The sequence below is a fragment of the Anoxybacillus sp. P3H1B genome (assembly GCF_001560855.1).
Classification (GTDB): Bacteria; Bacillota; Bacilli; order Bacillales; family Anoxybacillaceae; genus Anoxybacteroides; species Anoxybacteroides rupiense.
This window is the reverse complement of sequence record NZ_LPUG01000021.1, coordinates 32687-56545: the sequence shown is the minus strand read 5'-3', so window position 1 is coordinate 56545 and position 23859 is coordinate 32687. Positions and strand designations below refer to the sequence as shown.

The window sequence follows — 23859 nt, the reverse complement described above, 5'->3', positions numbered from 1 at the left end:
TCGTCTCCTTTTAAATTTTCTCATCAATAACCATTCCCAAAAACTTCTTCATCGTATAAAAAGCATCGAGCAATTTCTTAGGAGGAATTTCTTTGACAACTTCTTTCGTTTCAGAATTAATGATTTGCACATAATATTCCTTAAGTTCATCATGCAAAACAAATTTAATAGAACGATTGTGATCTCCTAAAAATTCATTTAGTTTTCCTGCAATTTCTTCTAACCTTTCTTTTGATATTCTCGTATCCTCGTCCTGTCCTGCTGGTTCTATCATCACTTTTTCCATCGTCAAAGACTCGCTTTCATTAGAAGACTTTAATATCGAAATGTCTCTGACTGACGATGAATTTATGATTTTCATTCCTATTTCCTCCTAGATCACTTTCTTTACTTTTTATATCGGTGACATTAAGAATCTTTAAAGAGATGTATTTAGTTTTGTTAAAAAAATGTCGATATAAAAAATGTACAAGTAAAGGGGGGAGGTGAGTATATGCAAATACAAAATCATTCCATGATTGCTTTTTCCATTCATCGTTATCAAAGCAATATCACAAGCCTTTCTAAAACTTTAGACAAACTGGCCTCCGGATTAGGTATTCAGCAATCGAGCGATAACGCTGCAGGATTAAGCATTTCCGAAACACTAAGGGCACAAATTAGGGGATTATCACAATCACAACGAAATATGCAAGATGGGCTTTCCGTTCTAAAATCTGCCGAAGAAGGATTGATGAATGTTAGCCATCTTTTGCAAAGAATTCGGGAACTGGCTGTACAAAATGCTAGTGATACGCTAAATGCAGATGACCATAATGCAAGCCAGCAGGAATTAGAGCAGTTGTTGCAAGCAATCGATGATACGGCTAGCAAACTTGAATTTAATACCCAAAAAATCCTTGGCGAAAATCGGCCACTCATTCTACAAGTTGGAGCAAACCCGGGACAAATCATCTCAGTCGACATGGTGAAGATGGATACAGAAAGTCTTGGAATTAATGGAGCTAATTTACTAACAAGAGCGGATGCTGAACAGCTTATTACCAAAGTGGACAAAGCATTGAAAAACTTAACTTTCCATTTAACTAATATCGGTTCCGACTATGAAGCCATTGAACATCATTTAAACAATGCCATGTTAAAAGAAGTGAACCTAACTACATCGGAATCTCTGCTCAGAGACACTAATGTTGCTCGTGAAATGATGAACTACATAAGCGGATCCATCCGGCAGCAAGGTGATTATTTGCTCATTTCTCATGTCAATCGTAATACGGAGGAGATATTAAAGCTATTATATTAACAAATAAAAAAGACTGCCCTAAACAACTGGGCAGTCAAAAAAATTAAAAAATTAGGTTATGTAGGCATGAGTTCGATATATAAAAATCTATATAAGTAAGATATTTCAATAAGACCAAGTAGTTGTTGAAGCAATTTATATATTGACAAATCAATCTTGATTTTATATAGCTCGTGCCTTTTCTTTATTTCATTTACGTTCATAATATTCTATATGCTTAAAATACCTTGAATTGTTAGAGGAATCGAATGTATAGCTTAACCATTAAGCGTATACATCTTTTTTCTGCATCATGATAACTTAATATAGAGTAACGGTCACGGTAGGCTCTCTTGTCTGAAAAATGATATGAATTGTCCTTTCACATAGAATCATTGGCTATGAAGGATCTATATCAAGTAACATGGCATAAATACTCTGTTAAACAAATACTCTTATTCTCCATTTGGTGCATTTTTGATTATCAAGCTATGATATTACTAGTCTGCATAGATTCAGAGTGGCAAATTAACATAACGAATTACTTTAACTGACTAAAAATAATTGGTGAATAAAGTAACATTAACCTTTATTATTCACAAACAATTAACGGCTCCTATATTGGATAGTTTTGTAATAAATTCAAAGTAAGCTATACCAAATTTTATTATTAAAAAAATAACAGTAGTCTTTCTAATAGACTTACACAAAAGTTGAATCCACAAGTTACATTTATCAATAGATAACTTTAAATTTTCACTGTATTTTGACAATCACATTTGTGTAATAAATAACAAACTACCTATCTTGATCTTTTAAAATATACTCACACCATTGGAAATCAATTATATCATCTATATCAACGGATCTACTAATAGGCATAATATAGGGAATTGTATTATTAGTTAAGAACGAACCACTATCTATTAGTGCGCTTCTCTTTCCAACATACACAGCTCCATTGAGAATATAGGTTTTTTTAGCATTTTGCCTTTGATAAGGAATTCCGGCATAATCACTATTTAAAGGTACTAATTTACCTTGATTATCGATAAAGAACATCCATTCTGGTATAATGTCACTTTCGGTAACAGACACACAAAATTTACTTTTGCTTTGCTCACATAAAATAATAGCTTTATCAATATCTTCTGCTTTTCTTAAAGGTGAAGTTGGTTGCAAGACAACGACATATTCATAATCAACAAAATAATCTAGTGCATGTAGTACAGGAGCGATCCCGGGTGTTTCATCCTGAGCCAATTCTACAGGCCTTAAAAAAGGAACTTCAGCTCCCCAATCCTTGGCGATCATTGCAACTTCTTCGTCCTCGGTAGAAACAATAATTTTATCTAAAAAACGGGATTTCTTTGCTTCTTCTATTGTCCAAGCAATTAACGGTTTTCCTCTAAGTGGTTTAATATTTTTCCTAGGAATTCCTTTTGAACCTCCCCTTGCAGGAACAACAGCCAAAACTTTTTTATTATTAATCATCCAAAAACCTCCAAGAATTCTAAGTTAGCTTTTTCAAAATCTGGTATTTGCCCGATATCCAACCAATATTCCCGAATAGGAAATACATTTGTTTTCTTCTGAAGTTTTATTATTGATTCAAATAAAGATGGCATATCAAAGTACTTATTTTCAGGAATTAATTCCAACACTTCTGGATTTAGTACATATATCCCTGCATTAACAAAATAACGTTCAATTGGTTTTTCTTCAATCGAACAAAGCATTGTTCCTTCTGTGCGTACTACTCCATAAGGTACTTGATGCTGATACTCTCTTACACACATCGTTGCTACAGAACCATTTTCTTCATGAAATTGGAGAAGTTGCTGAAAGTTTACTTTGGTTAAAATATCTCCATTCATAACAATAATAGGCTTTGTTGGCTTCTCAGTAAAAAGAGAAAGTGCACCGGCAGTACCCAGCCTTCGATCTTCATCAAGGTATTGGATATTTATCCCCCATCCCAATCCATCACCAAAATATTCCTTTATTATTTCACGCTTATAATTGACGGAAAAGTAAAACTGATGAAACCCATGTTCAATAAAACTTTCTAATATCGTTTGCAAAATCGGTTTGGTGCCAACTGTTAACATCGGTTTGGGTATGTGTTCTGTCAAAGGACGAAGACGGGTGCCTAATCCCCCTGCCATTAAAACAATCCAATTATCAAAAGAAGCTGAATCAAATAATACATCTGAGAAAATAACGTCTACTACTTGATTATTTTTATTCAAAATAGGAAGCTGACGTAGTTTTTTTTCTTGGAACACCCTTTTAATTGCCTGCTTCGATGCTCCCTTTTTCATTGTAATCGGATTTTTATTCATGACTTTCGATACTTGGTCATCAAGTGAAATACCTCTTAAAATTCCCCTTCTTATATCCCCATCTGTCACTGTACCTAAAAGCCGAAAATCATCATCCACTACTAAAGCAATTTGAGCAGCGTTTTGGTCTATATTTTTCATCGTTTCGATAATAGATGTTGAAGGAGATACTAATAATTCTTTCCAGTTTCTCATTTGCTCACTTCCTTAGCAGGACTACCATAAACTTTCTTATTATCGCCAACACTTCTTAAGACCAAGGAGCCTGCACCTACTAACACATTTTTTCCGACTATAACATTTTGAATAATTTTTGTTCCTGTACCTATATGAGTTCCCTCTCCAACAAAAACTCCACCGGATAAAACACATCCCGGCGCAATATGACAATGTTTACCTATACAGCAGTCGTGGTCTATACTAGTTGAGGTGTTTACAATCGTATTATCGTCAATTTCAGCAAATGGTTGAATAACAGCACCTGCCATAACTTGCACACCTTCACCTAATATAACCGTATCTGAAATAATCGCTGAAGGATGAATGATGGTAGAAAACGTATAACCTTTTGATTTAAAAATGTTGAAAATATTTGCTCGATGCCTCGTATCAGACACAGAACCGAGAGCATTAACCAGTTCAATTTCTCGCGGATCATATTTTAATATTTCTTCGTCTTTACCTAAATAAGTGACATTGTATCGATTATTTTCTTCTGTAGGTGCCGTATAACCTATTATCTCTCGTTTTTGCATTAATAGAATGTCAATCAATACTCGCGCATGCCCACCATTTCCAATAATAATCACTGGTTTGGAGCACATTACTTTATAACCTCATCTTCTTCATAATCTTGTCCTGCTTTTTGTCCGATATAATCCCAATAATAGTATGGTTCGATTCCTGTTCCAGGCCGCTTTACCGTTAGATTATCAAAGGTAAATACTTCTCCTTTTTTAATCGCTTTAGCCACAACTAAGCTTTTTCTTGCTACTTCTTTATTTTTCAACTCTGTTTTCGTCGGTCTTTTTTGCTTCTCACCAAGGGCTTTTTCAATGATTCGAATCGATTGAATCATTTCCTTTAATTCATTTGGCTCTAATGAAGCTTTATGATCTGGACCTGGCAATGCCTTATCCAACGTGAAGTGTTTTTCAATGATTTTCGCCCCTTTTGCAACTGCGGCAATCGGAACGACAATTCCTTCCGTATGATCCGATAATCCAATAGAAAGATGAAATTCTTCTTTCATATCATCCATTGCATTCAAATGCACATCTTCGTATGGTGTCGGATATTCAGTTGTGCAATGTAAAATGCTTACTTTTTCTTGCAGCAACATTTTGGCTTCATCTGTTTGATAAAAACGTTTTACTTTATCGAATGAAACATCCGTTTTATTCGCAAAGCCGTAAGCTAAAAACGTTAGTGCATGATGAATTTCTTCCTTTGTAGCCATTCCTGTCGATAAAATCACATCGACACCATGCAATGCAATTTTATGTAAATAAGGAGCATTTGTAATTTCGCCAGATGGTATTTTTATAGCATTCAACCCTAATTCCTGAATTAAAAAATCTACACTTTCTAAATCAAAAGGTGTAGATAAAAACGTAATATCTTTTTCATCACAATATTGCTTTAGCTTTTTAAAGTCTGCATAACTCAACTCTAACTTTTTCAGCATTTCATATTGTGATGCGGATTTTCCCATATTCTTTTTTTGATATTCTGCCTGTTGCGCCGATTTTGTCACTAAATGTTCGGTTTTAAAGGTTTGAAACTTAACCGCATCAGCACCGGCTTCTACTGCGGCATCCACCAGTTGAAAGGCCAAGTCTAACGAACCGTTATGATTAACTCCGGCTTCAGCGATAATAAATGTTTGTTTCATAGGATCTCTCCATCATAAAATTCTTTTGCCACTGATTTGATATTTATATTTTTTAAAACTTCTAATATTCGTTGAGAAGTTTCGCCTTTTCCAAAAATTTCATATTCACTATCTCTTTTAAATTCATAATTTAACGCCTTAATTATTGTCTCTGTTATTTCTTTAACATCTGGATTACAATCAAAAACAGAGTCTGGTCTAATTCTTCCTTTTTGCCTACTACCAATGTTGACTGTAGGAGTTTTCAAATAAGGCGCTTCTATAAGACCACTAGAAGAGTTTCCAATCACAACACTAGCATATTTAAGTAAACTTAAATAGCGTAACTGCCCCAGTGAATCAAAAATTTTTCTTTTATTTGGCTTTTTACTCACATACAAGCCAATCAAATTGTTTATCCTTCTCCCATTGTCATCTGCATTGGCTTTTGTAAAAATCATAGTCGCATTGTTAAAATTATTTAGCGCCTCTAAAAGTTCTTCAATACCTTCAATTGGATTGGTACTTAATGTTGTTGGATGGTAGGTTATTAAAAAAATAGGCTCTTCTAAATAAATTTCCAGTGACTCTTCTAATTGCTTTTTTGACAGCAATTGCAATTTCATAATGTTTTCAATTCCCGGTGCTCCCACGTTATAGACTCGATTCGGATGCTCTCCTAATCGAATAACTCGTTTCCTATGTTCTTCAGTCGTTACAAAGTGAAGATAACTCATTTTCGTTACCGCATGTCGAATGGCGTCATCATACGCGCCATAAGTTACTTCCCCACCATGAATATGGGCAATTGGTATTCTGGCAATCATCGCCACTTGAGCCGCTGCTAATATTTCAAACCGGTCCCCTAATAGGACTAAAATATCAGGTTTTAATCGATTTAGAGAATCTGCAAATCCAATTGTCCCCAACCCCAGGGATTTGACAATTCCTACCGCTGTATCGCTAGATAGCAGCATTTCGACCTTTTCATTAATCACAAAACCGTCTTCCTCAATTTGCTTATAGGTCAATCCAAACTCTGGAGATAAATGCATGCCTGTCGCAATAATTTGCAGTTCTAAATCAGGGTCCAACTGTATTTCTTTCATTAACCAATATAAAAGACCGTATTCTGCTCTTGTACCTGTTACAACACATATTTTTCTTTTATTCATCTGCATCTTCTCCTAAGTATGGACTACTAGGAACATTTACAATTTGATACTGTAATTGTTCTGTAATCGATAAATCAGCTTTTGGACAGTTTTGAAAATGTGTCAGCAGATGTAACGGCTTCCATACAGGCCTTGACATCACGCTATAATTATTTAACGTTTCCAAAACTTCATCTATGTTATAAATTTTTTCATCAAAAATTAATGTTTGCAGCCAGTAATTGCTTTTTGCAAACTCAGGCTCTTTAAATAATTTAATTCCATGATAACCTTCTACGAGTTGCTCATACATATCAACAAGTCGGCGTTTCTTTTCAATAAAATCTTCTAAATGTTCTAGTTGTGCACATCCTAATGCTGCATTTATATTTGGCATACGATAATTATAGCCTATTTCATCATGTTCATATTTCCAGCGATGAGGGAGTTTGGCAGTAGTAGTAAGATGCTTCGCATAATCTGCCAGTTTCTCATCATTCGTCAAAATTGCTCCTCCACCGCCGGTTGTAATAATTTTGTTGCCATTAAAACTCATGGCAGAAACTTTTCCGAAATTTCCTGTATGAATTCCTTTATAATAGGAACCTAGCGATTCCGCGGCATCTTCAACCATGATTAAATTCCATCGCTCACATATATCTAACAATGGATCTAAATCAACAGGATGGCCAAATGTATGCATCGGAACAATCGCTCGAATGATTTTACCAGTTTGTTTATTTACACAAACATTATTTTTTACTATCGCTATATCTCTCAAATAGTCTTCAAGCTTAAATGGATCAATACCTAATGTTGTTTTTGAGACATCCACAAAATGTGGAATAGCCCCACAATAAACAACTGCATTCCCAGTTGCCACAAAGGTTAACGAAGGAATTAACACTTCATCATTAGGCTGAACCCCAACAATCTTTAAAGCAATATGAAGCGCTGCGGTTCCGTTCACAACAGCAACCGCTCTTTTTACACCGATAAACTCCGCTAATAATCGTTCAAATTCATCTACATATTTCCCTATAGAAGATACCCATCCTGTCTCAATGCAGTCAGCTACATACTTTTTTTCATTTCCTGTAAATATTGGTTCATGTAGCGGTATAAAATCTTTCTCTGGACATATGTTTTTAATTTTTTTAGCTAGTTCTAATAAAACATCGCTCATATGTTATACACATCTGCCTTATATTGAGATAAGTTTCTTTCGTCTGTAAACCATTCAATTGTTTCTTTTAAGCCTCTTTTAAATCCTTCTTTTCCACCATATTTAGGCTCCCAGCCCAGTAAAGTTTTGGCCTTCGAATTGTCCGCCCACAATCTTTCTACTTCACTTTTTTCCGGGCGAATCCGAGCATCATCTGTTTCAATTTCAATATCGACACCCATGATTTCAGCAATAAGCTGTGCTGTTTCACCAATCGGCACTTCAAAGTTGCTACCGATATTAATCACTTCACCGATTGACTGATCATGCTTCATAACAGAAATAAAACCATTTACTGTATCTTTTACATAATTAAAATCACGTGTTGGATGAAGCGAACCAAGTTTGATTTTCCGCTTACCAGATGCGAGTTGTGTAATAATCGTCGGAATGACTGCACGAGCTGACTGTCTTGGGCCATATGTGTTAAAAGGCCGAATAATCGCAACAGGCGTTTCAAACGAACGATAAAAAGCGATTGCCATTTGGTCCGCTCCGATTTTAGAAGCAGAGTATGGAGACTGGCCTTGAAGCGGATGATTTTCATCAATCGGTACGTATTGTGCTGTCCCATACACTTCACTTGTGGATGTATGAACAACTTTTTGAATATCTAATTCCCGTGCTGCTTGAAGAACGTTTAATGTCCCCTTAATATTCGTATCGATATATGTATCAGGTGAATGATAAGAATAAGGAATCGCAATTAAAGACGCTAAATGTAAGACAACATCGCATCCTTTCATCGCTTCTTTTACACCATGCGGATCGCGAATATCCCCAGCAAATACTTCTAATTCTTTTTTTATACTTTCCGGAGAGGTATCTAACCATCCCCATGAATTAAAAGAATTGTAATAAACAAAAGCTTTTACATCATATCCTTGGCGGACAAGTTCTTCTGTTAAATGAGAGCCAATAAATCCATCAGCACCAGTAACTAAAATTTTCATTGCTGCATCATTCCTATTTAATAAATTTTGATATCAAATCTAAAAAGTTTATATCCTCCATGTTTTTAGCACTATTAGCTATATGTTCCCCGGCCACATAAGGAGCACCTTTTATCAGCGCTCCGTTATATGATGTATTTTTAAATTGAACTTTCGGAGTTTGTTGTATTTTCTGTTCGATCCATTTTCGAAAAATCAACCAACTTCTTGATGTAGCTACCCTTTCATGACTGTTTGTTTCAACTGTAAATGTTAGCTGATTAAATGAAATCGTTTTATTAGAAGTTGAATAAATAGAGTGAGATTGATTCCCTTTATAGGCCAAATCTTGTCCAAAAAAGACAATTTCCGCAAATCCCATTTTAATTAATACATCTAATCCAGTTGTTGCAACTGAACCACCTGTCTGAATCAATGGAATCTGATGTTCTTTGGCAAATTGTTCTGAAGGAGGATACCCTTCTTGAAACAAAATAATTTTAGTTCCTGACCAATATCTGACCACTTCTTTATTAACGGTAGCAAGGAAAATTAATGGAATTTGGCTGCTTACACCCTTGACTTGTTCAAACACTAAATCATGCGGATCGGACATCACAATCGCATCAGGTTCAATATTATGATGCAATAAGGTTTTATAGGCAGCACCAACACAAAGTAAAAAGTATTTATTTTTCAATTGCTTTAGAACATCAATATTATCATCTAATGATGGTCCAGCCGCGACTAATGCAGCTTTTTTGCCCTCAAATTGACCTAAAAGTGAACCAATATGCGAATCAAACAGCTGAATATTATTTTGAAAATTCTCTTTCATAATATTTTTCATTCTTAAGAACGACATTTCTTTAATTTTTATATCTTCGAGTATTTCCTTCAAACTGCTGTTTGATATCGTGCTAATCCAAGATTGTGGAATAATCCATTTAATATTTGAACCATCCAACTCGAGACTTCTCATAAACTCCTGAATTTTTATCGAATTGGAAATAATAACTATTCTTACATTTTCATTGCTTAAAATACTGGTTAAATCGATATGTTGCATCGCAATTTGAAGCGTTGATATATCCCTATCAATTACAATAATTTTTTTATTTGGCTCTTTAGCCATTAGTTGTTCGACATGATATCCAAGACCGAAACCAAATAGACAATATATGTTCGCCAAAGGATCAATTTGAGAATCAATAAACTTCGATACATCTTTTATTGGATCGTATCGACTATATAAATAGTGATTATTTTTCTTTAAGGTTAAAGGACCTTTTTTAGATGTCTCTATTTCAATATCTTTACTATAATTAAACCTATTTTTCAAAAGCTGCTGCTTCAATACTTTATCCTTTACGGCTTGAACATTTTTTAGATATAGTTTCAATTTCCTATTCCCCTACTTTTGCGAAACACTTTTCCCTTGCTTCTTCAAAAAATGGTTGAATCTCGTATTCAAACATGTCCGCAACAATAACATAATCTTGTCTTTCCAAACCTTCATTAATTTCAATTAAAAATTGGTTAATTTTACTCGGGTGGATATCAATATAGTAATGATGCTCACGCATTAGTATAATCACTTGAGTTAGCCAACTCAACCCTTCACTAAATTGCATAATTAATTGCATTGCTTCCCCAATTCTATCTTCTCGTAAATAATCAGCAATGTTCTGAGTTCCGATTACTACTCGTTCGATATATTCATAGAAACTAGCCTGTGTTTCATAAATAACATCTATCATCATTATCCCTCTTTATTCATTGAAATAATTTTATTTTTTACCTTTTCTTTCAAACATATTAGATGAAATTTTGAATCTGTTGCTGCTTCCTTTAAACGCGAATATAAATCCAGAGAACGAGTATAAACTCGTTGATATACTTCTTTCTTCGTCTCATTCTCTCCCGGAAGGTAATTATTAAATGTATCTAAAATAATAGGTTGAGCAATTAATGACATCATTCCCTCTGCAAAAATCGGTTTTAACTGTTCATCAATTTTATCTAGCTTCTTTAAAATTTTAGCATCAAACACTGTATCAAAAACATTTCTTTTTAACAACAGGACTGCCTCGTCAACAAGACATTTTACCTTATCATGTAGTTTTATTTCATCTTCAATTCTCATTAAAAACTCTTGCCATTCTGGAATATCTTTATGCGGATATGAATCCATATCAAATATAGGTACATTTTTGCTTGTATCTACATATCTGTCGCAAAACTCTTGAAATGAAATTTGTTGATATCCGTCCAGTTTAACTCCGCCTTCTGTTGAATTATAGATCCTTTCAGGCTGTGGGAAAGTTTGAAGTAATTTTTCGAAATTGTGTTTCATTGTGAAGAAAGCATAATCAGTTAATACTTGGCCACCATCATATCCTTCTGTATAAAACACTCCTCTTTCTTTAATATAAGCTTCATCAATTTTTCTGAAGTTTTTATTATGTTCCGCATGTGTTTTGTTATCTGTATAAGCCAAATCTTGACCAATAAGAGCAACAGGTCCCGAAGAAATCATATAAGCTATACTTAACGCAAAAGCAGCTACAGAAGCTCCTCCTAAAATACCTGATACTTCTTGATTTAATAATTTTTTTGCGTAGAGTTCTAAAGTTTGATGAACGCTTGAAACAAAAAAGAACGATCTCTGATTTAATTTCTCCAAAATTTTCTCATGATGTGATAAAGAATAAATTATTTTCGTTTTTTTAAATTCTATCGATTCAAAGTGTTTATAGTTATTTATGTGGCCATCTATTGTTACAACAAAATCAGGTTCAATATTATGTTTAAGAAGCGTATTGATAGTAGAGCCTGACGAAATTAAAAGTACGTGATTCCTTACTTTTTTCAGCAACAAGATTTGTTTGGTTAATGACGGACCACCAGAAGCCACTACCACTGGAGCATTGAAATATCCTTTTAACTCTTTCAAAGGAATGTCATCAAAAGCATAAAATAAATTTAAAATAAAATTTCTCTGCCATTCCTTCGAAAATTTTCTAATAGTGTTTTCGTTTACTTTTTGTACGTATATTAAATCTTTGATTATGCTTAATACTTTTTTATACTCATTTGGAAACAGTCTATCATAATTAGGCGAACAAATAACTTGTACTCGATAGTTAAACCGCTCCATTAAAAGCGTGTCACACAACTGTTGAAAGTTATCTACATGTTTTAGCCCTATCATCGCTGTCTGCTTTAACTCACTATTCATTTGTTCTTCCATCAGTTGATCTAATGGTTCAATCACGATTAAAAACTCATCTTCACTCATTTTTTCACTTAAAGCTTTTGCAATATGCCCCGACCCAATACCAAATAAAATATGCAAATGATGCTTTTTGTAATGCTGGTCGGCAAATCGGGCAGCTTCGCGTATCGGGTCATATTTGCTGTGCAAATAATAATTGTTTATCCTATGAATGCGATGCCCGCTCTTGGCGATTTCCTCTATAATTGAATACTCTTTCATCCCATTGTTCATAAATTAGCACCTCAATTATAATATCGGCCATTTATCCCCTTTTGTTAATACATCATCGCCCAATCGCTAGAATTTAACTGACGCCTATTGACATTCTTTCGATAATATAAGAGCCGCTTTTACTCCAAACGATTTTCATCCATGTGAACCGCTATAGCCACATCCAACTTTCTCTTGTAAACCTAAGCCCGTGTTGTTAATTATAGAGGCGCCCCATACATCAACCAATAGTATAAAAATTATTATTTGTCGAAAATGATACCTATATTGAATAAAAACTCTAAACGACTTCATGATCATATGATTTTACACATTTGAATGCGAATGATGATACAAGATGCAACTTCTGCTCCTATATGACCACCGCGTCTCCACTTACTGCTATAAATTTATAAAGATAAACGATGGAAATAGAGAGGCGAACATATGTTATAATACATAAAAACACGCTCGTTGGAAGGGAAGATCTCAATGAAAGATTTCCTACAATTAACGCCTATACAACAAAACATATTAGTCGCAAGCATTATGGGAGATGGAGAAATCACCAAAATTTATCGGAACAGCCGAAGAAAAAATCATAGCTATCGTGAACATTTTGGAATCCAGCAAGAAGAATATCGAAAATGGAAAATATCGTTTTTCAATGAATTTCTTTATATTACTCCTAAAAGCCAATGCGTCCGTTCCCGTTCTATGCCACTATTTACATCTCTGTACCCGCATTTTTATCGGGAGGATGGTACAAAACAGATACCGCTTTCCTTACTTTCGTACTGTACTTTACCTCATTTTCTTGCCGTATTATATATGGATGATGGTTCGCTTTGTATTTCTTCTCGGGTAAACAAGCGAAAAAAACGCATTTATCTTACCCCTCACATTTACTTGTATTTGCAATGTTATTCACACAATGAACTGCAACAATTGCAGCGGCATATTCTTAAACACTTCCATATCGCTTTCCAGCTAAGCCAACGTAAAGATGGAAAAGGTATGATTTTAAAAACAACGTGCGTAAAAGATACATTTCTATTCTTAGATATTATTTTCAACGTAACAAACACTTGTCCATCCATGCATTACAAAACCAATTGGAATGAGCGGCTAAAATTAGAAAGTATGAAATGGAAGCATAAATATCCGAACTTTGACATTGTAGTTAGCAGCTCCGAACGCTACAAACCCTACTCCTCTGAAGAAATAAAACTAATCAAACAGATGAAACAGAACGGGATGAGCATTAAAGAAATTGCCAGCGCCCTGCAAAGAAGTTACTGGTCCATTGTCTATAAATGGAGAGAAATACAAAGGTACGATATATAAATATTAAAAAGGCCTTAGAAACAATTCTAAGGCCCATCGCTGTTTGCAAATTATCGGAGCAATTGCAATACTCCTTGTGGTTGTTGGTTGGCTTGCCATGCCTCAACGTCTTTCGACCGTTGTGTAGACTATCTCTTCACCCGCCAGCTAATCGCTAGTGAGGGGCCGGGCACTTCGGTTCGGCATCCGCCTCCCCTACGGACCTCATCACCATAGCCAATGGCGTTAGGTGGTACGCCCTAGTCGTTGAACCTTCTCCACTCTTTCGAGACAGGAGCTTGGCTGCTGATTACCCATTGTTGCATCCTTCCTTTTTTTGCACCTTCACGCCTGCCGTTTCCAGCTTCGTTGTGGCAAGGAAGGCTTTAGGGCTTCCCAGCAATTCACCCAGTCATCATCTAGCCCGTTTCCAGGCTAGACGCCCTTCCAATCCAAATTACCGTAATAGCTGCAATACTCCTTGCGGCATTTGGTTGGATTGAGCCAACATTGATTGCGCAGCTTGCATTAAGATGTTGTTCTTCGTGAACTCCATCATTTCTTTCGCCATGTCAACGTCACGGATACGTGATTCAGCAGCTGTTAAGTTTTCAGAAGTGGCGCCAAGGTTGTTAATTGTGTGTTCTAAACGGTTTTGCACCGCACCAAGTTTAGAACGCTCTTTTGATACAGTTTCAATAGCTGTGTTAATTTTAGTGATCGCATCTTGCGCACCTGAAGCTGTGCTTACTGAAAGACTGTTCACACTTAAAGAAGAAGAGTCCATATTACTAATTGATAAAGTAATAGTTTGGCCGCTGTTTGCACCAATTTGGAACACTTTTCCGCTAAAAGATCCATTTAAAAGTTTTTGCGTGTTAAATTCAGTATTACCAGCTATACGATCAAGTTCAGAAACAAGTTGATCAATCTCACTTTGAATTGCTTCACGATCAGCCGTTACGTTTGTGTCGTTAGATGCTTGTACAGCAAGCTCGCGCATACGTTGAAGGATAGCATGAGTTTCCGTTAATGCGCCTTCAGCTGTTTGAATTAAAGAAATAGAGTCTTGCGCGTTTTTAGATGCCATTTCTAAACCGCGGATTTGGCCGCGCATTTTTTCAGAGATGGCAAGACCTGCTGCATCGTCGCCAGCGCGGTTAATGCGGAAGCCAGAAGAAAGCTTCTCAAGGTTTTTCGCAGCTTGAGTGTTGTTGAACGCTAATTGACGGTGCGTGTTTAACGCAGAGATGTTGTGTTGAATTCTCATTTTCGAAATTCCTCCTTGAATTGATATTTTTCTACATCCTTGTAGAATTGGAAGACAGGATCTCCCTGCTCTCCATTTTTTATATCGGTACCATTCGCGAAATGTTTAATGCTTTTTAGCTTTTTTTGTTACTTTTTAATTGCTGCAATAATTTTGTTGAAATGTCGACAGCCTGCCTGTTTTCTTCTTGAATAGATAAATAGATTTCTTTGCGATGTATATCAACATGCTTGGGGGCAATAATCCCGAGCTTCACTTGTTCCCCTTCTACTGAAAGCACTTTAATTTCAATGGAATCCCCAATCATAATCGATTCATTTTTTTTTCGCGTAAGCACCAGCAATTATACTTCCTCCTTCCCATGTACAGTTGAAATCGGGAAACGGATCGGATAATCGCTATCATGAAGAATCAGTTGTTTGCCGATTTTTTCTTTTATATTAATGACTATGGGCGCTTTGAGATTCAGAGTCGAATCAATAAAAGGTTCTCTTAATGTCATGATGACATACGTTACACAGTCGTCTGGAGAATCCAGTTTCAGCTTGGAAATATCATCCTCAGTCAATTCAAAAGTATAGTTAGCATAAAAAGCAAAAGGGTAGGCAATAACAAATCCCACATGGCTGTGACCAACGGATTGCAAAATGGCAAAAGCAGATTGATCCTCTAGTGGCAAAACAGCAAATTGTTTTTCTGTTTCAAACCCCGGTAATCCGTTAGGAAAATGAATGATTTGGTCATCATTGATTTCCACTTCTCCTAGAAATTTCGATACAATTTTCATACTATACCCCTTTCTTCCCTTTCACAAAAAAAGCGGTACACCGCAACGGTACCGCTTCTCAATATTTAACATCGATTTTAATGGACGGATACTGAATCATATAACCTGATACTTTACCAGGTGTATATTCATGAATCGGCCGATTCATGTTCACGCTGATAATCGGTTTATTTGTATCGACTTCAATATTTACTTCGCTCGGTTGATAATCGATTTTGACGCTATGCACAGAAGGAATAAATTTTATAGTAAGACCGCTATAAAGCCTTATTCCTTTTTCTTTTTCCATTTCCGCAATGACATTTTCTTTATCTTCAATTTTCATCAACCGATCCCCTTCCTGCGCACGCCGAGAAATGCCTTCTAACACTGCCTGTCGCCCTTCCTGAGCAAATTCTCTTGAAGAAGCTAACGGACCAATGAGCCCCATATCGCTCCAAGCTTTCGATTGATCAATTGTTAATCGGGCAGGCTTTGAATCTATCAAAACCGTTGCCGGTGGCTGCTTAATATTCAGATCAGCTTTAGGCTGCTCTATTTGTTGAATAGGCCTTTGAATGTTTAACCCAAGAATGGCTTTAGTCGTTTGAATTTGTATTTGCGGAAAATCCATGCTCTCACCTTTTTTATTTATTATGAACGCAGGAAATCAACTAAAGTCGGCTGAATAATACGCGCACCCACACTTAACGCAACACGATGCACACTTTCCTGTGAAATAAGATTCGTAATCGTTTTTTCGTAATCAATATCTTCATTATCAGACATGACTTTTGTCATAATCACTTCTTGCGAAGATAAGCGATTCTCCATCATTTCTACTCGATTTTGTTTGGCCCCCAGCTCCGAACGCGCAGATAATAATACATCTTGTTGCTTTTGAATATCTCCTAAATAGTTATCGATATCGTCTCCTGTTTTACTTCCGTCCCTTAAATCGATTTTTATTTTTTGCAATAGGCCAACAAGCCCGTCCTGTCCTGTTGCACCAGCAAATAAATCCTTACCATTAATATTGACATCAAGCTTAATTCCGTCAAATACCTCGATTTCTACATCACTTGTATTAGCATTAGGATTTAATCCCAATGCTGTTCCAGTGCTTTCAGGATAAGAAGTAAACAACGGATTTTTTGTATCAGCGCCATTAAAAATATATTTATCTCCTATCTTCGTATTAGCCACATCCACAATATGTTTTTGAATTTGTTCGATTTCATCGGCAATTTTCTGGCGATCTGAAGGAGTTGCCGTGTCGGTAGACGCTTGAACAATCAGCTCCTGCACACGCTGCAAAGCAAGGCCCACCTGATCAAGGGCATCGTCAGCACTATCAATCCAGTTATTAACCTCGCCAATATTGCGCTGATATTGTTGTACACGCTCTAAGCCTTCACGGTAAGCAATTCCTTTCATCGCAACCACAGGATCATCAGATGGACGTGTAATCTTTTTTCCCGTTGTCAGCTGTTCTTGATATATTCCAAGCTTTTCATAACTGTTTGATAAATTGCGAAGCATATTATTGGCAAGCATTGACTGCGTCACTCTCATTATAAACCACCTACCTTCCTACAATGCCCATTCCGTTGATGATTTTATCAAGCATCTCATCAATGACCGTGATTTGCCGGGCTGCTGCATTATAAGCGTGTTGGAACTTAATCATATTCGTCATTTCTTCATCAAGAGATACTGAGCTTACCGACTGCCGATTATTCTCAACCGACAAAACTAGCGTTTCCGCATTGGTCTCCATGCGTTTCGCTTGCTGACCATCTACACCAAGCTTTCCAATAAGCCCTTGATAAAACGTTTGTACGGTTCCCCCGTTAATCGGAACACTAATCGTATCTCCGCTTGGAAGGGTAGCACTTCCGCTTGCAATTTGGATGTCCTTAATCATTGCTAAGTAAAGAGCATTGCTTCCGTTACCGGTTTCTCCAGATTTAGAAGAAGCAGCAATTTTTGATAAATTCGCCATAATGCTAGCAGATACTTCAATAGTAGCCGCTGCCCCTTTCTCTGGAGGAGATCCGATTGACGTTTTAAAGAAATCTTCTCCAGCAGCTCCCTCTAAATCAAACCCAGCTTGATGCTGTGAATTAAACATAGTAACAAACGAATAAGCCATTTTATCTAAATCCGCCAGCATATCCGGATAGTACCCTTTTATATTGTCGGGGCCTGTGCCATAGCCATACATCTCAATTAACGCCTTCATTCGTCCAGATGCTATTTGATCAGGCAAGAGAGAGGAGGTATTTCCCTGTTCATCAGTAATTTGGATATGTGAAATATATCCGTCGGGATTGGTGGGATCGCCTGAAACAGCAGGATCCACTGAGAAAGAGGAAAATCCGTTTTGTGTGACAATTTTCATTAAAGATCCATCACCATTCACCATAGAAATTTCATAAATTCCTTCAGCAATATCAAGAGAATTGCCACCTGAAGGAACTGTATCCACCTTTACATTGATGAATTTTGATAATTCATCCACAAGAGCATCACGTTTGTCATAAAGATCATTCGGTAAATAACCGTTTGGTTCAATTGCTTTAATTTGGTCATTTAATTCACTAATTTGTTTTAAAATGGAGTTCACTTCAAGCAATCCTGTTTTAATTTCTTGTCCTAAATCCGTGCAGATTTTCGAAAGGGAATTCGAAAGATACCGAAAAGATTCTGCCACCGCTACTCCTCTTTGACGAACAGCAGCACGAGCGCCCTCATTTTCGGGATTTGTGCTTAAATCCTGCAATGACTGCCAAAACTGGGACATTACTTTTCCTAGCCCAAAATCACTTGGCTCGTTCATAATATCTTCCATCTTCGCAATGGCATCAGAACGGGTGCTCCAATATCCCAATTTCGTTGCCTCGTCTCTGTACTGCAGATCTAAAAACTTCTCCCGCACGCGCTGGATCGAGCCGGCTTCGACTCCGGTCCCCATCTGTCCGGGAATTTGCGGGCGGTTCATCGAGGCTGGAGGATACGGCTCCGTTTCGGTAAAATTGACGCGTTGGCGCGAATAGCCTGGCGTGTTGGCATTGGCAATATTATTTCCTGTGACGTATAACGCCATTTGCTGCGTCGACATGCCGCGTTTGGCGATTTCCAATCCTTGAAAGGTTGAACCCATTGTCTTTTCTCCACTCCTTGAAGCCCCGCTCCGAAGCTTTGCGGGGGCTATACTTGAGATTCGAATCAGCCAAGCGCTTGAGAAACGCGAAATCTGATCCGCTTATGCTTTTGAGTCAAACAACGAACGTCCGCTTTCGTATCCCGAAGCAGCAGAATGGGGATTCTGGTAGTTGATTTCGGGCGTTTGCGGCAAAAGCAAATCCAAGGTCATATGAACAAATTGCAGCGATTGCTGGACGAGCTGCTGGTTGAGCTCATTCGCTTCCTTCAGCTCTCGAACGGCCTTTGATAGCTCTTCCTGCCGTTTCTTTAGCTCGCTCCGCTCCGGTTCAGCGGCCCTCTCGATGCAAGCGGCCAATGTCGGCGGCTCTTCCGCTGTGCTGGAGCGAGGAAAAAGCGCGGCAATCACATCGCTTCTCTTTTTTTCCAATTGGCTGATCAAAAAAATATGTTTCTGTTCATCCTGGATGATCGTCTTTAGGGCTTCCATATCTCCTTTTTTTAACACGTCCGTTTTTTTGTGGGCTGAATGCAGCAAATGCTTATGCAACTCCACATACTCTTCTAATAAATGAATCAGCGGCGCGGCAGACATGAAACCCCTCCTCTCCTGAAACTCCGCTTTCCGTTCGTTGTTGGGCTCTGTGCCTCATGATCGGGCATAGTAGTCATAGATGCTTTTAGCCACCGCATGGGCATCGATTTTATAGGTGCCGGACTGTACCTGTTCTTTCAACTGACGCACCTTATTTTCCCGTTCGATCTGCCATTGGGGATGCTGCTGTAATTCCTTCGCTTCTGCGGAAATCTCGACTTGATCCCGCTTTTTGCCAGTCTTACCGTTCTGAATCTCTTGGTTCGCATAATGTCTATAGGAATGAACTCCCGGTGACGAGATATTGTTCTGGTTGATGCGCACGGACAACCCTCCTTTTCTTCGTCCGATTCGTTGCTTCTTACTTATATTATCGGCAACGATTCTCGATGTTTTAATAGATGGCCTGAGAAGTTCCTTATCCGCCAAACAAAGAAGAGACAAAAAACTTCATGCTCTTACAGGGCGACTTGAACAATAACCAAACCGCCCCTGTCGCTTTGAAGCTACCAAATCGGCTCCGTCCGCTTAACAGGATTTTCTCTAGATAAAAGCGGCTAGATTTAGAAGTCTTTTGGATCGTCTTTTTTTGTATAATATACGGTCGTCGGCCGGCTGCTCTCTTTCTTTTTTGTTTCTTCTTTTTGCAGCTGCTCCACTTGCTGGCTGAGGTCTTGTTTACACGAAACACAAAGCTTGCCTTCGCGAATGATCGTGCCGCAGCGGCTGCAAGGGTAGCCTAAATTCGGAAAGTTGGCGAGCTGGAGCCGTCCCGATTTAATAAATTTAATAATCAGGCGTTCGGACACACCGGTTGCTTCCACTACCTCCGACAGTGTCGCCATGCGGTTTTCCCGCTTTCGCATATAGTTATACACCTTCGTAAACTCTTTTTCTTCCTCTCGATAGCATAGGTCGCAAATATCACGAAACTGATTTTTGACAAATAATCGGCCGCAATTCGGGCAATTTTCTAGATTCACTGTCGCCATCCCCCAATCCTTCGCTCATTTACGTGTAAACATTGATAATTAGCCCTTGAATTTCGCCAATGGCGCGTAAAATCCCCATCCCATCCTTTTCATTTTGCAATACTTGATTCGTTAAGTCGAGTAGCTTTTGATCCACCTCTTTCACGAGCTTATATAAGCGCTGGCGCCCATTCCAGCTGAAGCTGCGCTGTTCGGACAGCTGCAAGCCATGCTTGACTGCATCGTCCAATAAGGTTTTGACTAGCTTTTTGTATTTCCGCAAATCCTCAACTGAATGCGATTCAGCCAATACTTTTCCTTGGTCGGCAATTTGCTGGACAAGCTGCTGGAATCGCTCATACACTAAATCATCCTGCTTTTTGGCCATCACCTCAGCAAAGGATACGGAGGCAGAAGGAACCGTTTCCTTTGGCTGAGTTGTCTTGATCATATTCGGCTTTGTCACTTTTTGGACTTCCACCATACATCGCCTCTATTTCTGTTCTATGTTCTTTATGACGCGCAAAATTTCTCCGATCACCGCATAAAGCTGGGAAGGAACACGCTGCTGCGGGTCGGCTAAATGCTCGACAAGAGTGGCATCTTTTTGAATGGGAATACCTTGCTTTTCAGCGTGCTCGATCATTTCTTTTCCCATTTTTCCGCTTGGCTCAAGAGTTTCCAATAGACGCTCTGCTTCTTCTTCGTAGCGGCTTAATGCCGAAGCATATGTTTCATATGGATGCTTCATACCGTTATATCATAACCTTTCTCTTGAAGTTTCTCACTTGCGGACGGAGTTTGTAAAGAGGAAGAAACCGCTGACTCCGTCATTTTCGCAAAGGTCATTTTCGTTACATGGTAGCCGATTTCATTTAAATGCTCCTTAGCGGCTTCCATGAGCGGCTTGAGCGCGCTTTCCACTTGCTCATGATCGGTCTTGACCGTAATCGCTAAGTTGCGTTCCGCAGCTTGCAGCAGCAATCCGATTTTTCCGTATTGTTCCGTATCCAATAAAAAATATAAGCTGCAATTTTGCCAATCTAACTTTCCGTCCTCATTGCGCGAATTCAAATAGACGTGAACGGTTTCCATTTGATCTCGCATCATCAGTGGGAGCTGATATACCATAGTTTGCGTGTGGCTTTTTGCCTCAAACCGGCTCAATAGCTGCTGGCCTGTCAGATTTAAGACCGCCCGCTCTGCCTGCGAAGCTGTGCCGTACCCCCCCTCTCCGGCGCTGAGGAGCAGGGACTTCATATTTTTGCTTGGCAGCGGTCCGGTTTGGGTCATCACGGCCTGCGCGATTTCTTTTTCATGATGCATCCCCAATAAGCGCAACTGCTCAAATATCCCTCGTGCGGAAAAGTCATCCGCTGTTGCCGGAAGCATCCGTCCTATTTGCCCAGCGAGCGGCTGATTAGACACGGAAGCAGGTGGAGAGGCCTGCATCTCTGAGACAAAGCGCTGAATCTTGACATCCGCTGGTTGAAAATGGAGAAAGGAGACCGTCTGCCTTACCTCGTGCACGACGGATGCGGCATCGCTCCATTTTCCAGCTGAAATCAATTGCTTCGCTTCTGCCAGCTTTGCGCTTGCCTGAAGAAGCTGTTTTTCCGTTCCCATATCGGCAAACATCATGCATTCTCCGTGTAAAATCATGCGATCAAGCGTATAAACAGCCGCTTCGATCGACATCCTTGCTTGCGAACGGACCTGAGTCGAACGGGCGGTCAATATGGACGCTGCTTGCTCCAGCTTTTGGCCGATCTCCCGCTGCCAGCTTTGAAACTCGCCCGTTGCTTGCGCCATTTTTTCCGTGACGGTTCGCACGACAAACTCCTTTGCTTGCGGCGTGATTCCGCTAAACCATTCCTCATGGCCGTACGTCCATTGAACCGTTTCCATATTGGTGCCTGAATCGGTTTCATTTCCGATCCAGCTTGATGTGTTTTCGGCAGCCGTTCCGTTTTTCTGGTCACTTGGAGGCTCCGGGCTTGTCTCTTTCACTGCTGGTGACTCCATCGTCTCCTCCATGAGCTCCATCAACAGATCACCTAGCGGCTCTCCGTGCAGCGCTTCATGAACCGCTTGCATATGGAGGGACGTCAACGGAAGCTTTTTGCTGGCGAGAGCTTGAATCGTTTCCAGCTTTTCAGCCATCGTTCCTTTTGTTTTTTCCAAGAAGCTTTTAAGAGCCGCCCGCTCTGCCTGGGTCAGAGACAAGCCCTGCTTTCTTAGCAGCTGTTCGATTGGAGCCAACGAATTTCCGGCCATCGCTTGAGCGGCTGCCGAGGGCGAAACCGCTTTAACTTCAAGAACATCACGATCCATTCCCGTGATTTGGACAACGAGCTTTTCCTTGTCCGGGATGTCCCCTTGAAAGCGGACATAGCGATCCTGTCCTCTGATCGTCACAATCGCCTCATTTGCGCTGACTTTTTCCTTGATGGCCACAAAAACGGTATCCCCTTCTTTGAGCGGGGCCGTTCCATCCTGGGAAGCGATGGATGTCTGCACCATCCAATCATGATAAATTTGCATGGTTTTCACACTCCGCTCTCTGATCTATGCTCAAGCATGTTGATGAACAGTCTTATTCCATAAAAACGCGCCTCTTCGTGCACAAAACGCCAACCATGAAAGAGCAGCGGTCTTGTGCATCAACGCTGCAATCCATTTATTGTACTTATCAAAGCAATAGGATTTTTATACAAAAGCGAATCATCAACACTCATGTTTTTGCTACTTTTTATATCGGCAAATCACGATGAATGTTTATGAGCCAATCCAATCAAATTACGACCTCGCGAGGGTAAAAGAGGAAACGGCGGCAGCGCCGGCTTCCCGCAGCATTCGAGCCGCATGGCGGACCGTCGTTCCTGTCGTATAAATATCATCGATCAGCACAAATGAAGCATCGGCGGGCAGCAATACATCCGAACGCAAGTGAAAAACACGATCCGTTTCAAGCCGCTCATGCCTTGATTTTTTTGACTGCTTTGCGGAATCGAATCGTTCTAATGCGTCTAAAATCGGACAGCCGAGCAATTCGGCAAGCGCTTTTGCCTGATTAAAGCCTCTTTCGTATAAACGTGCGGAACTTAGCGGGATCGGGACGAGGAGTGAATCGCGCGGAAAGTGGCAGAAAAATTCACGGCACATATCAGTGCGAAACGCTTCAACGAGCGCATAGTCCCCACGAAACTTCCAGCGGGCAATCACCTCTTTCATAAAAGCATCGTACACGTATACAGATCGATTTTTCGTTAACACACCGCGCCATGCGTTGTCACGCTTCCAGCGGACACAATCGGCACATAATTCCCCTTGCCGATACGATTCGTCAACGCGGTCAAACGGCCGGCCGCAGCATTCGCATAGATCGCCAGCAATAAGGGCAAAAGAGCGGCGGCATTCATAGCAAAGCACATCTGTCTGTTTCAACATCAACAAATGTCT

General features: G+C 39.0%; 26 protein-coding genes. 2 read left to right on the top strand and 24 right to left on the bottom strand.

Annotated features, from left to right (window positions below; all coding sequences use genetic code 11):
• Window positions 1-10: 10 nt before the first annotated feature.
• Window positions 11-361 (bottom strand): flagellar protein FlaG, encoded by a 351-nt coding sequence (gene flaG, locus AT864_RS13255; RefSeq protein ID WP_044746272.1) that lies wholly within the window; start codon window positions 359-361, stop codon window positions 11-13.
• Between the two features lie 132 nt (window positions 362-493).
• On the opposite strand from flaG, the gene AT864_RS13250 reads away from it, so the two are divergent.
• Window positions 494-1303 carry a flagellin gene (locus tag AT864_RS13250; RefSeq protein ID WP_044746273.1) on the top strand — a complete coding sequence of 270 codons (810 nt, stop codon included), beginning with the start codon at window positions 494-496 and terminating at the stop codon, window positions 1301-1303.
• A gap of 777 nt (window positions 1304-2080) precedes the next feature.
• Here the strand turns inward: AT864_RS13250 and AT864_RS13245 are convergent.
• From AT864_RS13245 to AT864_RS13200, 10 genes are read right to left on the bottom strand one after another with little or no spacing between them, the layout of a single operon-like run.
• A complete protein-coding gene (locus AT864_RS13245; RefSeq protein WP_044746274.1) occupies window positions 2081-2776 on the bottom strand; it encodes a cytidylyltransferase domain-containing protein in 696 nt (231 codons plus the stop codon).
• Window positions 2773-3822: a nucleotidyltransferase family protein gene (locus AT864_RS13240; protein WP_066149586.1), complete on the bottom strand. Its 1050-nt coding sequence runs from the start codon at window positions 3820-3822 to the stop codon at window positions 2773-2775. The genes AT864_RS13245 and AT864_RS13240 overlap by 4 nt, the downstream gene beginning before the upstream one ends.
• Window positions 3819-4451, bottom strand: coding sequence for an acetyltransferase (locus tag AT864_RS13235; RefSeq protein WP_066149583.1), 633 nt, complete (start codon window positions 4449-4451; stop codon window positions 3819-3821). Before AT864_RS13235 ends, AT864_RS13240 begins: the two co-directional genes overlap by 4 nt.
• Window positions 4451-5521, bottom strand: coding sequence for an N-acetylneuraminate synthase (gene neuB, locus AT864_RS13230; RefSeq protein ID WP_066149580.1), 1071 nt, complete (start codon window positions 5519-5521; stop codon window positions 4451-4453). Before neuB ends, AT864_RS13235 begins: the two co-directional genes overlap by 1 nt.
• Complete coding sequence (gene neuC, locus AT864_RS13225; RefSeq protein ID WP_044746278.1) at window positions 5518-6675, bottom strand: UDP-N-acetylglucosamine 2-epimerase; 1158 nt, start codon at window positions 6673-6675, stop codon at window positions 5518-5520. The genes neuB and neuC overlap by 4 nt, the downstream gene beginning before the upstream one ends.
• Window positions 6668-7840, bottom strand: a complete 1173-nt coding sequence (locus AT864_RS13220; RefSeq protein WP_066149579.1) for a LegC family aminotransferase — start codon at window positions 7838-7840, stop codon at window positions 6668-6670. The genes neuC and AT864_RS13220 overlap by 8 nt, the downstream gene beginning before the upstream one ends.
• Window positions 7837-8832: an NAD-dependent 4,6-dehydratase LegB gene (locus AT864_RS13215; protein WP_066149576.1), complete on the bottom strand. Its 996-nt coding sequence runs from the start codon at window positions 8830-8832 to the stop codon at window positions 7837-7839. The genes AT864_RS13220 and AT864_RS13215 overlap by 4 nt, the downstream gene beginning before the upstream one ends.
• 13 nt (window positions 8833-8845) lie before the next feature.
• Entirely contained in the window at window positions 8846-10213 is a 1368-nt protein-coding gene (locus tag AT864_RS13210) for a motility associated factor glycosyltransferase family protein (RefSeq protein WP_066149573.1), read from the bottom strand.
• A 4-nt stretch (window positions 10214-10217) separates the two neighbouring features.
• Window positions 10218-10571 carry a hypothetical protein gene (locus AT864_RS13205; protein WP_066149570.1) on the bottom strand — a complete coding sequence of 118 codons (354 nt, stop codon included), beginning with the start codon at window positions 10569-10571 and terminating at the stop codon, window positions 10218-10220.
• A gap of 2 nt (window positions 10572-10573) precedes the next feature.
• Complete coding sequence (locus AT864_RS13200) at window positions 10574-12322, bottom strand: motility associated factor glycosyltransferase family protein (RefSeq protein ID WP_156450543.1); 1749 nt, start codon at window positions 12320-12322, stop codon at window positions 10574-10576.
• Between the two features lie 471 nt (window positions 12323-12793).
• On the opposite strand from AT864_RS13200, the gene AT864_RS13195 reads away from it, so the two are divergent.
• Window positions 12794-13648 carry a DNA endonuclease gene (locus tag AT864_RS13195; protein WP_066149567.1) on the top strand — a complete coding sequence of 285 codons (855 nt, stop codon included), beginning with the start codon at window positions 12794-12796 and terminating at the stop codon, window positions 13646-13648.
• A 436-nt stretch (window positions 13649-14084) separates the two neighbouring features.
• Here the strand turns inward: AT864_RS13195 and AT864_RS13190 are convergent, their stop codons facing one another.
• From AT864_RS13190 to AT864_RS13130, 13 genes are all read right to left on the bottom strand, one after another.
• Window positions 14085-14897 carry a flagellin gene (locus tag AT864_RS13190; protein WP_044746285.1) on the bottom strand — a complete coding sequence of 271 codons (813 nt, stop codon included), beginning with the start codon at window positions 14895-14897 and terminating at the stop codon, window positions 14085-14087.
• A gap of 115 nt (window positions 14898-15012) precedes the next feature.
• Entirely contained in the window at window positions 15013-15240 is a 228-nt protein-coding gene (gene csrA / locus AT864_RS13185; RefSeq protein WP_066149565.1) for a carbon storage regulator CsrA, read from the bottom strand.
• On the bottom strand, window positions 15241-15684 hold the full coding sequence (fliW, locus tag AT864_RS13180; protein ID WP_066149562.1) for a flagellar assembly protein FliW: 444 nt from the start codon (window positions 15682-15684) through the stop codon (window positions 15241-15243). It lies immediately after the preceding gene.
• A gap of 58 nt (window positions 15685-15742) precedes the next feature.
• Window positions 15743-16297, bottom strand: a complete 555-nt coding sequence (locus AT864_RS13175) for a DUF6470 family protein (RefSeq protein ID WP_066149559.1) — start codon at window positions 16295-16297, stop codon at window positions 15743-15745.
• Between the two features lie 20 nt (window positions 16298-16317).
• Window positions 16318-17238: a flagellar hook-associated protein FlgL gene (flgL, locus tag AT864_RS13170; RefSeq protein ID WP_066149556.1), complete on the bottom strand. Its 921-nt coding sequence runs from the start codon at window positions 17236-17238 to the stop codon at window positions 16318-16320.
• A 10-nt stretch (window positions 17239-17248) separates the two neighbouring features.
• On the bottom strand, window positions 17249-18829 hold the full coding sequence (gene flgK, locus AT864_RS13165) for a flagellar hook-associated protein FlgK (protein WP_066149553.1): 1581 nt from the start codon (window positions 18827-18829) through the stop codon (window positions 17249-17251).
• Between the two features lie 102 nt (window positions 18830-18931).
• On the bottom strand, window positions 18932-19426 hold the full coding sequence (locus tag AT864_RS13160; RefSeq protein ID WP_066149550.1) for a flagellar protein FlgN: 495 nt from the start codon (window positions 19424-19426) through the stop codon (window positions 18932-18934).
• A gap of 54 nt (window positions 19427-19480) precedes the next feature.
• Window positions 19481-19750 (bottom strand): flagellar biosynthesis anti-sigma factor FlgM, encoded by a 270-nt coding sequence (flgM, locus tag AT864_RS13155; RefSeq protein WP_044746292.1) that lies wholly within the window; start codon window positions 19748-19750, stop codon window positions 19481-19483.
• A gap of 239 nt (window positions 19751-19989) precedes the next feature.
• Window positions 19990-20409, bottom strand: a complete 420-nt coding sequence (locus tag AT864_RS13150; RefSeq protein ID WP_066149547.1) for a TIGR03826 family flagellar region protein — start codon at window positions 20407-20409, stop codon at window positions 19990-19992.
• A 28-nt stretch (window positions 20410-20437) separates the two neighbouring features.
• The gene (locus AT864_RS13145; protein WP_044746303.1) at window positions 20438-20878 is read right to left on the bottom strand and encodes a YaaR family protein; all 441 of its coding nucleotides are present in this window, start codon (window positions 20876-20878) and stop codon (window positions 20438-20440) included.
• Between the two features lie 12 nt (window positions 20879-20890).
• Window positions 20891-21148, bottom strand: coding sequence for a flagellar biosynthesis protein FlhB (locus AT864_RS13140; protein WP_044746293.1), 258 nt, complete (start codon window positions 21146-21148; stop codon window positions 20891-20893).
• Window positions 21145-22941 carry a hypothetical protein gene (locus tag AT864_RS13135; protein WP_066149544.1) on the bottom strand — a complete coding sequence of 599 codons (1797 nt, stop codon included), beginning with the start codon at window positions 22939-22941 and terminating at the stop codon, window positions 21145-21147. Before AT864_RS13135 ends, AT864_RS13140 begins: the two co-directional genes overlap by 4 nt.
• A gap of 255 nt (window positions 22942-23196) precedes the next feature.
• Window positions 23197-23847: a ComF family protein gene (locus tag AT864_RS13130; RefSeq protein WP_231734657.1), complete on the bottom strand. Its 651-nt coding sequence runs from the start codon at window positions 23845-23847 to the stop codon at window positions 23197-23199.
• Window positions 23848-23859 lie beyond the last annotated feature (12 nt).

Excerpts from the sequence above, each read along its gene's own strand:
- neuC (WP_044746278.1), bottom strand. The coding sequence starts at position 6,675 with ATGAATAAAAGAAAAATATGTGTTGTAACAGGTACAAGAGCAGAATAC.
- AT864_RS13250 (WP_044746273.1), top strand. The coding sequence starts at position 494 with ATGCAAATACAAAATCATTCCATGATTGCTTTTTCCATTCATCGTTAT.
- AT864_RS13140 (WP_044746293.1), bottom strand. The coding sequence starts at position 21,148 with ATGAAGCATCCATATGAAACATATGCTTCGGCATTAAGCCGCTACGAA.
- fliW (WP_066149562.1), bottom strand. The coding sequence starts at position 15,684 with ATGAAAATTGTATCGAAATTTCTAGGAGAAGTGGAAATCAATGATGAC.
- AT864_RS13135 (WP_066149544.1), bottom strand. The coding sequence starts at position 22,941 with ATGCAAATTTATCATGATTGGATGGTGCAGACATCCATCGCTTCCCAG.
- AT864_RS13245 (WP_044746274.1), bottom strand. The coding sequence starts at position 2,776 with ATGATTAATAATAAAAAAGTTTTGGCTGTTGTTCCTGCAAGGGGAGGT.
- AT864_RS13190 (WP_044746285.1), bottom strand. The coding sequence starts at position 14,897 with ATGAGAATTCAACACAACATCTCTGCGTTAAACACGCACCGTCAATTA.
- AT864_RS13205 (WP_066149570.1), bottom strand. The coding sequence starts at position 10,571 with ATGATAGATGTTATTTATGAAACACAGGCTAGTTTCTATGAATATATC.
- AT864_RS13200 (WP_156450543.1), bottom strand. The coding sequence starts at position 12,322 with ATGAACAATGGGATGAAAGAGTATTCAATTATAGAGGAAATCGCCAAG.
- AT864_RS13195 (WP_066149567.1), top strand. The coding sequence starts at position 12,794 with ATGAAAGATTTCCTACAATTAACGCCTATACAACAAAACATATTAGTC.
- AT864_RS13175 (WP_066149559.1), bottom strand. The coding sequence starts at position 16,297 with ATGGATTTTCCGCAAATACAAATTCAAACGACTAAAGCCATTCTTGGG.
- AT864_RS13215 (WP_066149576.1), bottom strand. The coding sequence starts at position 8,832 with ATGAAAATTTTAGTTACTGGTGCTGATGGATTTATTGGCTCTCATTTA.
- AT864_RS13240 (WP_066149586.1), bottom strand. The coding sequence starts at position 3,822 with ATGAGAAACTGGAAAGAATTATTAGTATCTCCTTCAACATCTATTATC.
- flgL (WP_066149556.1), bottom strand. The coding sequence starts at position 17,238 with ATGAGAGTGACGCAGTCAATGCTTGCCAATAATATGCTTCGCAATTTA.
- flaG (WP_044746272.1), bottom strand. The coding sequence starts at position 361 with ATGAAAATCATAAATTCATCGTCAGTCAGAGACATTTCGATATTAAAG.
- neuB (WP_066149580.1), bottom strand. The coding sequence starts at position 5,521 with ATGAAACAAACATTTATTATCGCTGAAGCCGGAGTTAATCATAACGGT.
- AT864_RS13160 (WP_066149550.1), bottom strand. The coding sequence starts at position 19,426 with ATGTCTGCCGCGCCGCTGATTCATTTATTAGAAGAGTATGTGGAGTTG.
- AT864_RS13130 (WP_231734657.1), bottom strand. The coding sequence starts at position 23,847 with ATGTTGAAACAGACAGATGTGCTTTGCTATGAATGCCGCCGCTCTTTT.
- flgK (WP_066149553.1), bottom strand. The coding sequence starts at position 18,829 with ATGGGTTCAACCTTTCAAGGATTGGAAATCGCCAAACGCGGCATGTCG.
- AT864_RS13220 (WP_066149579.1), bottom strand. The coding sequence starts at position 7,840 with ATGAGCGATGTTTTATTAGAACTAGCTAAAAAAATTAAAAACATATGT.
- AT864_RS13235 (WP_066149583.1), bottom strand. The coding sequence starts at position 4,451 with ATGTGCTCCAAACCAGTGATTATTATTGGAAATGGTGGGCATGCGCGA.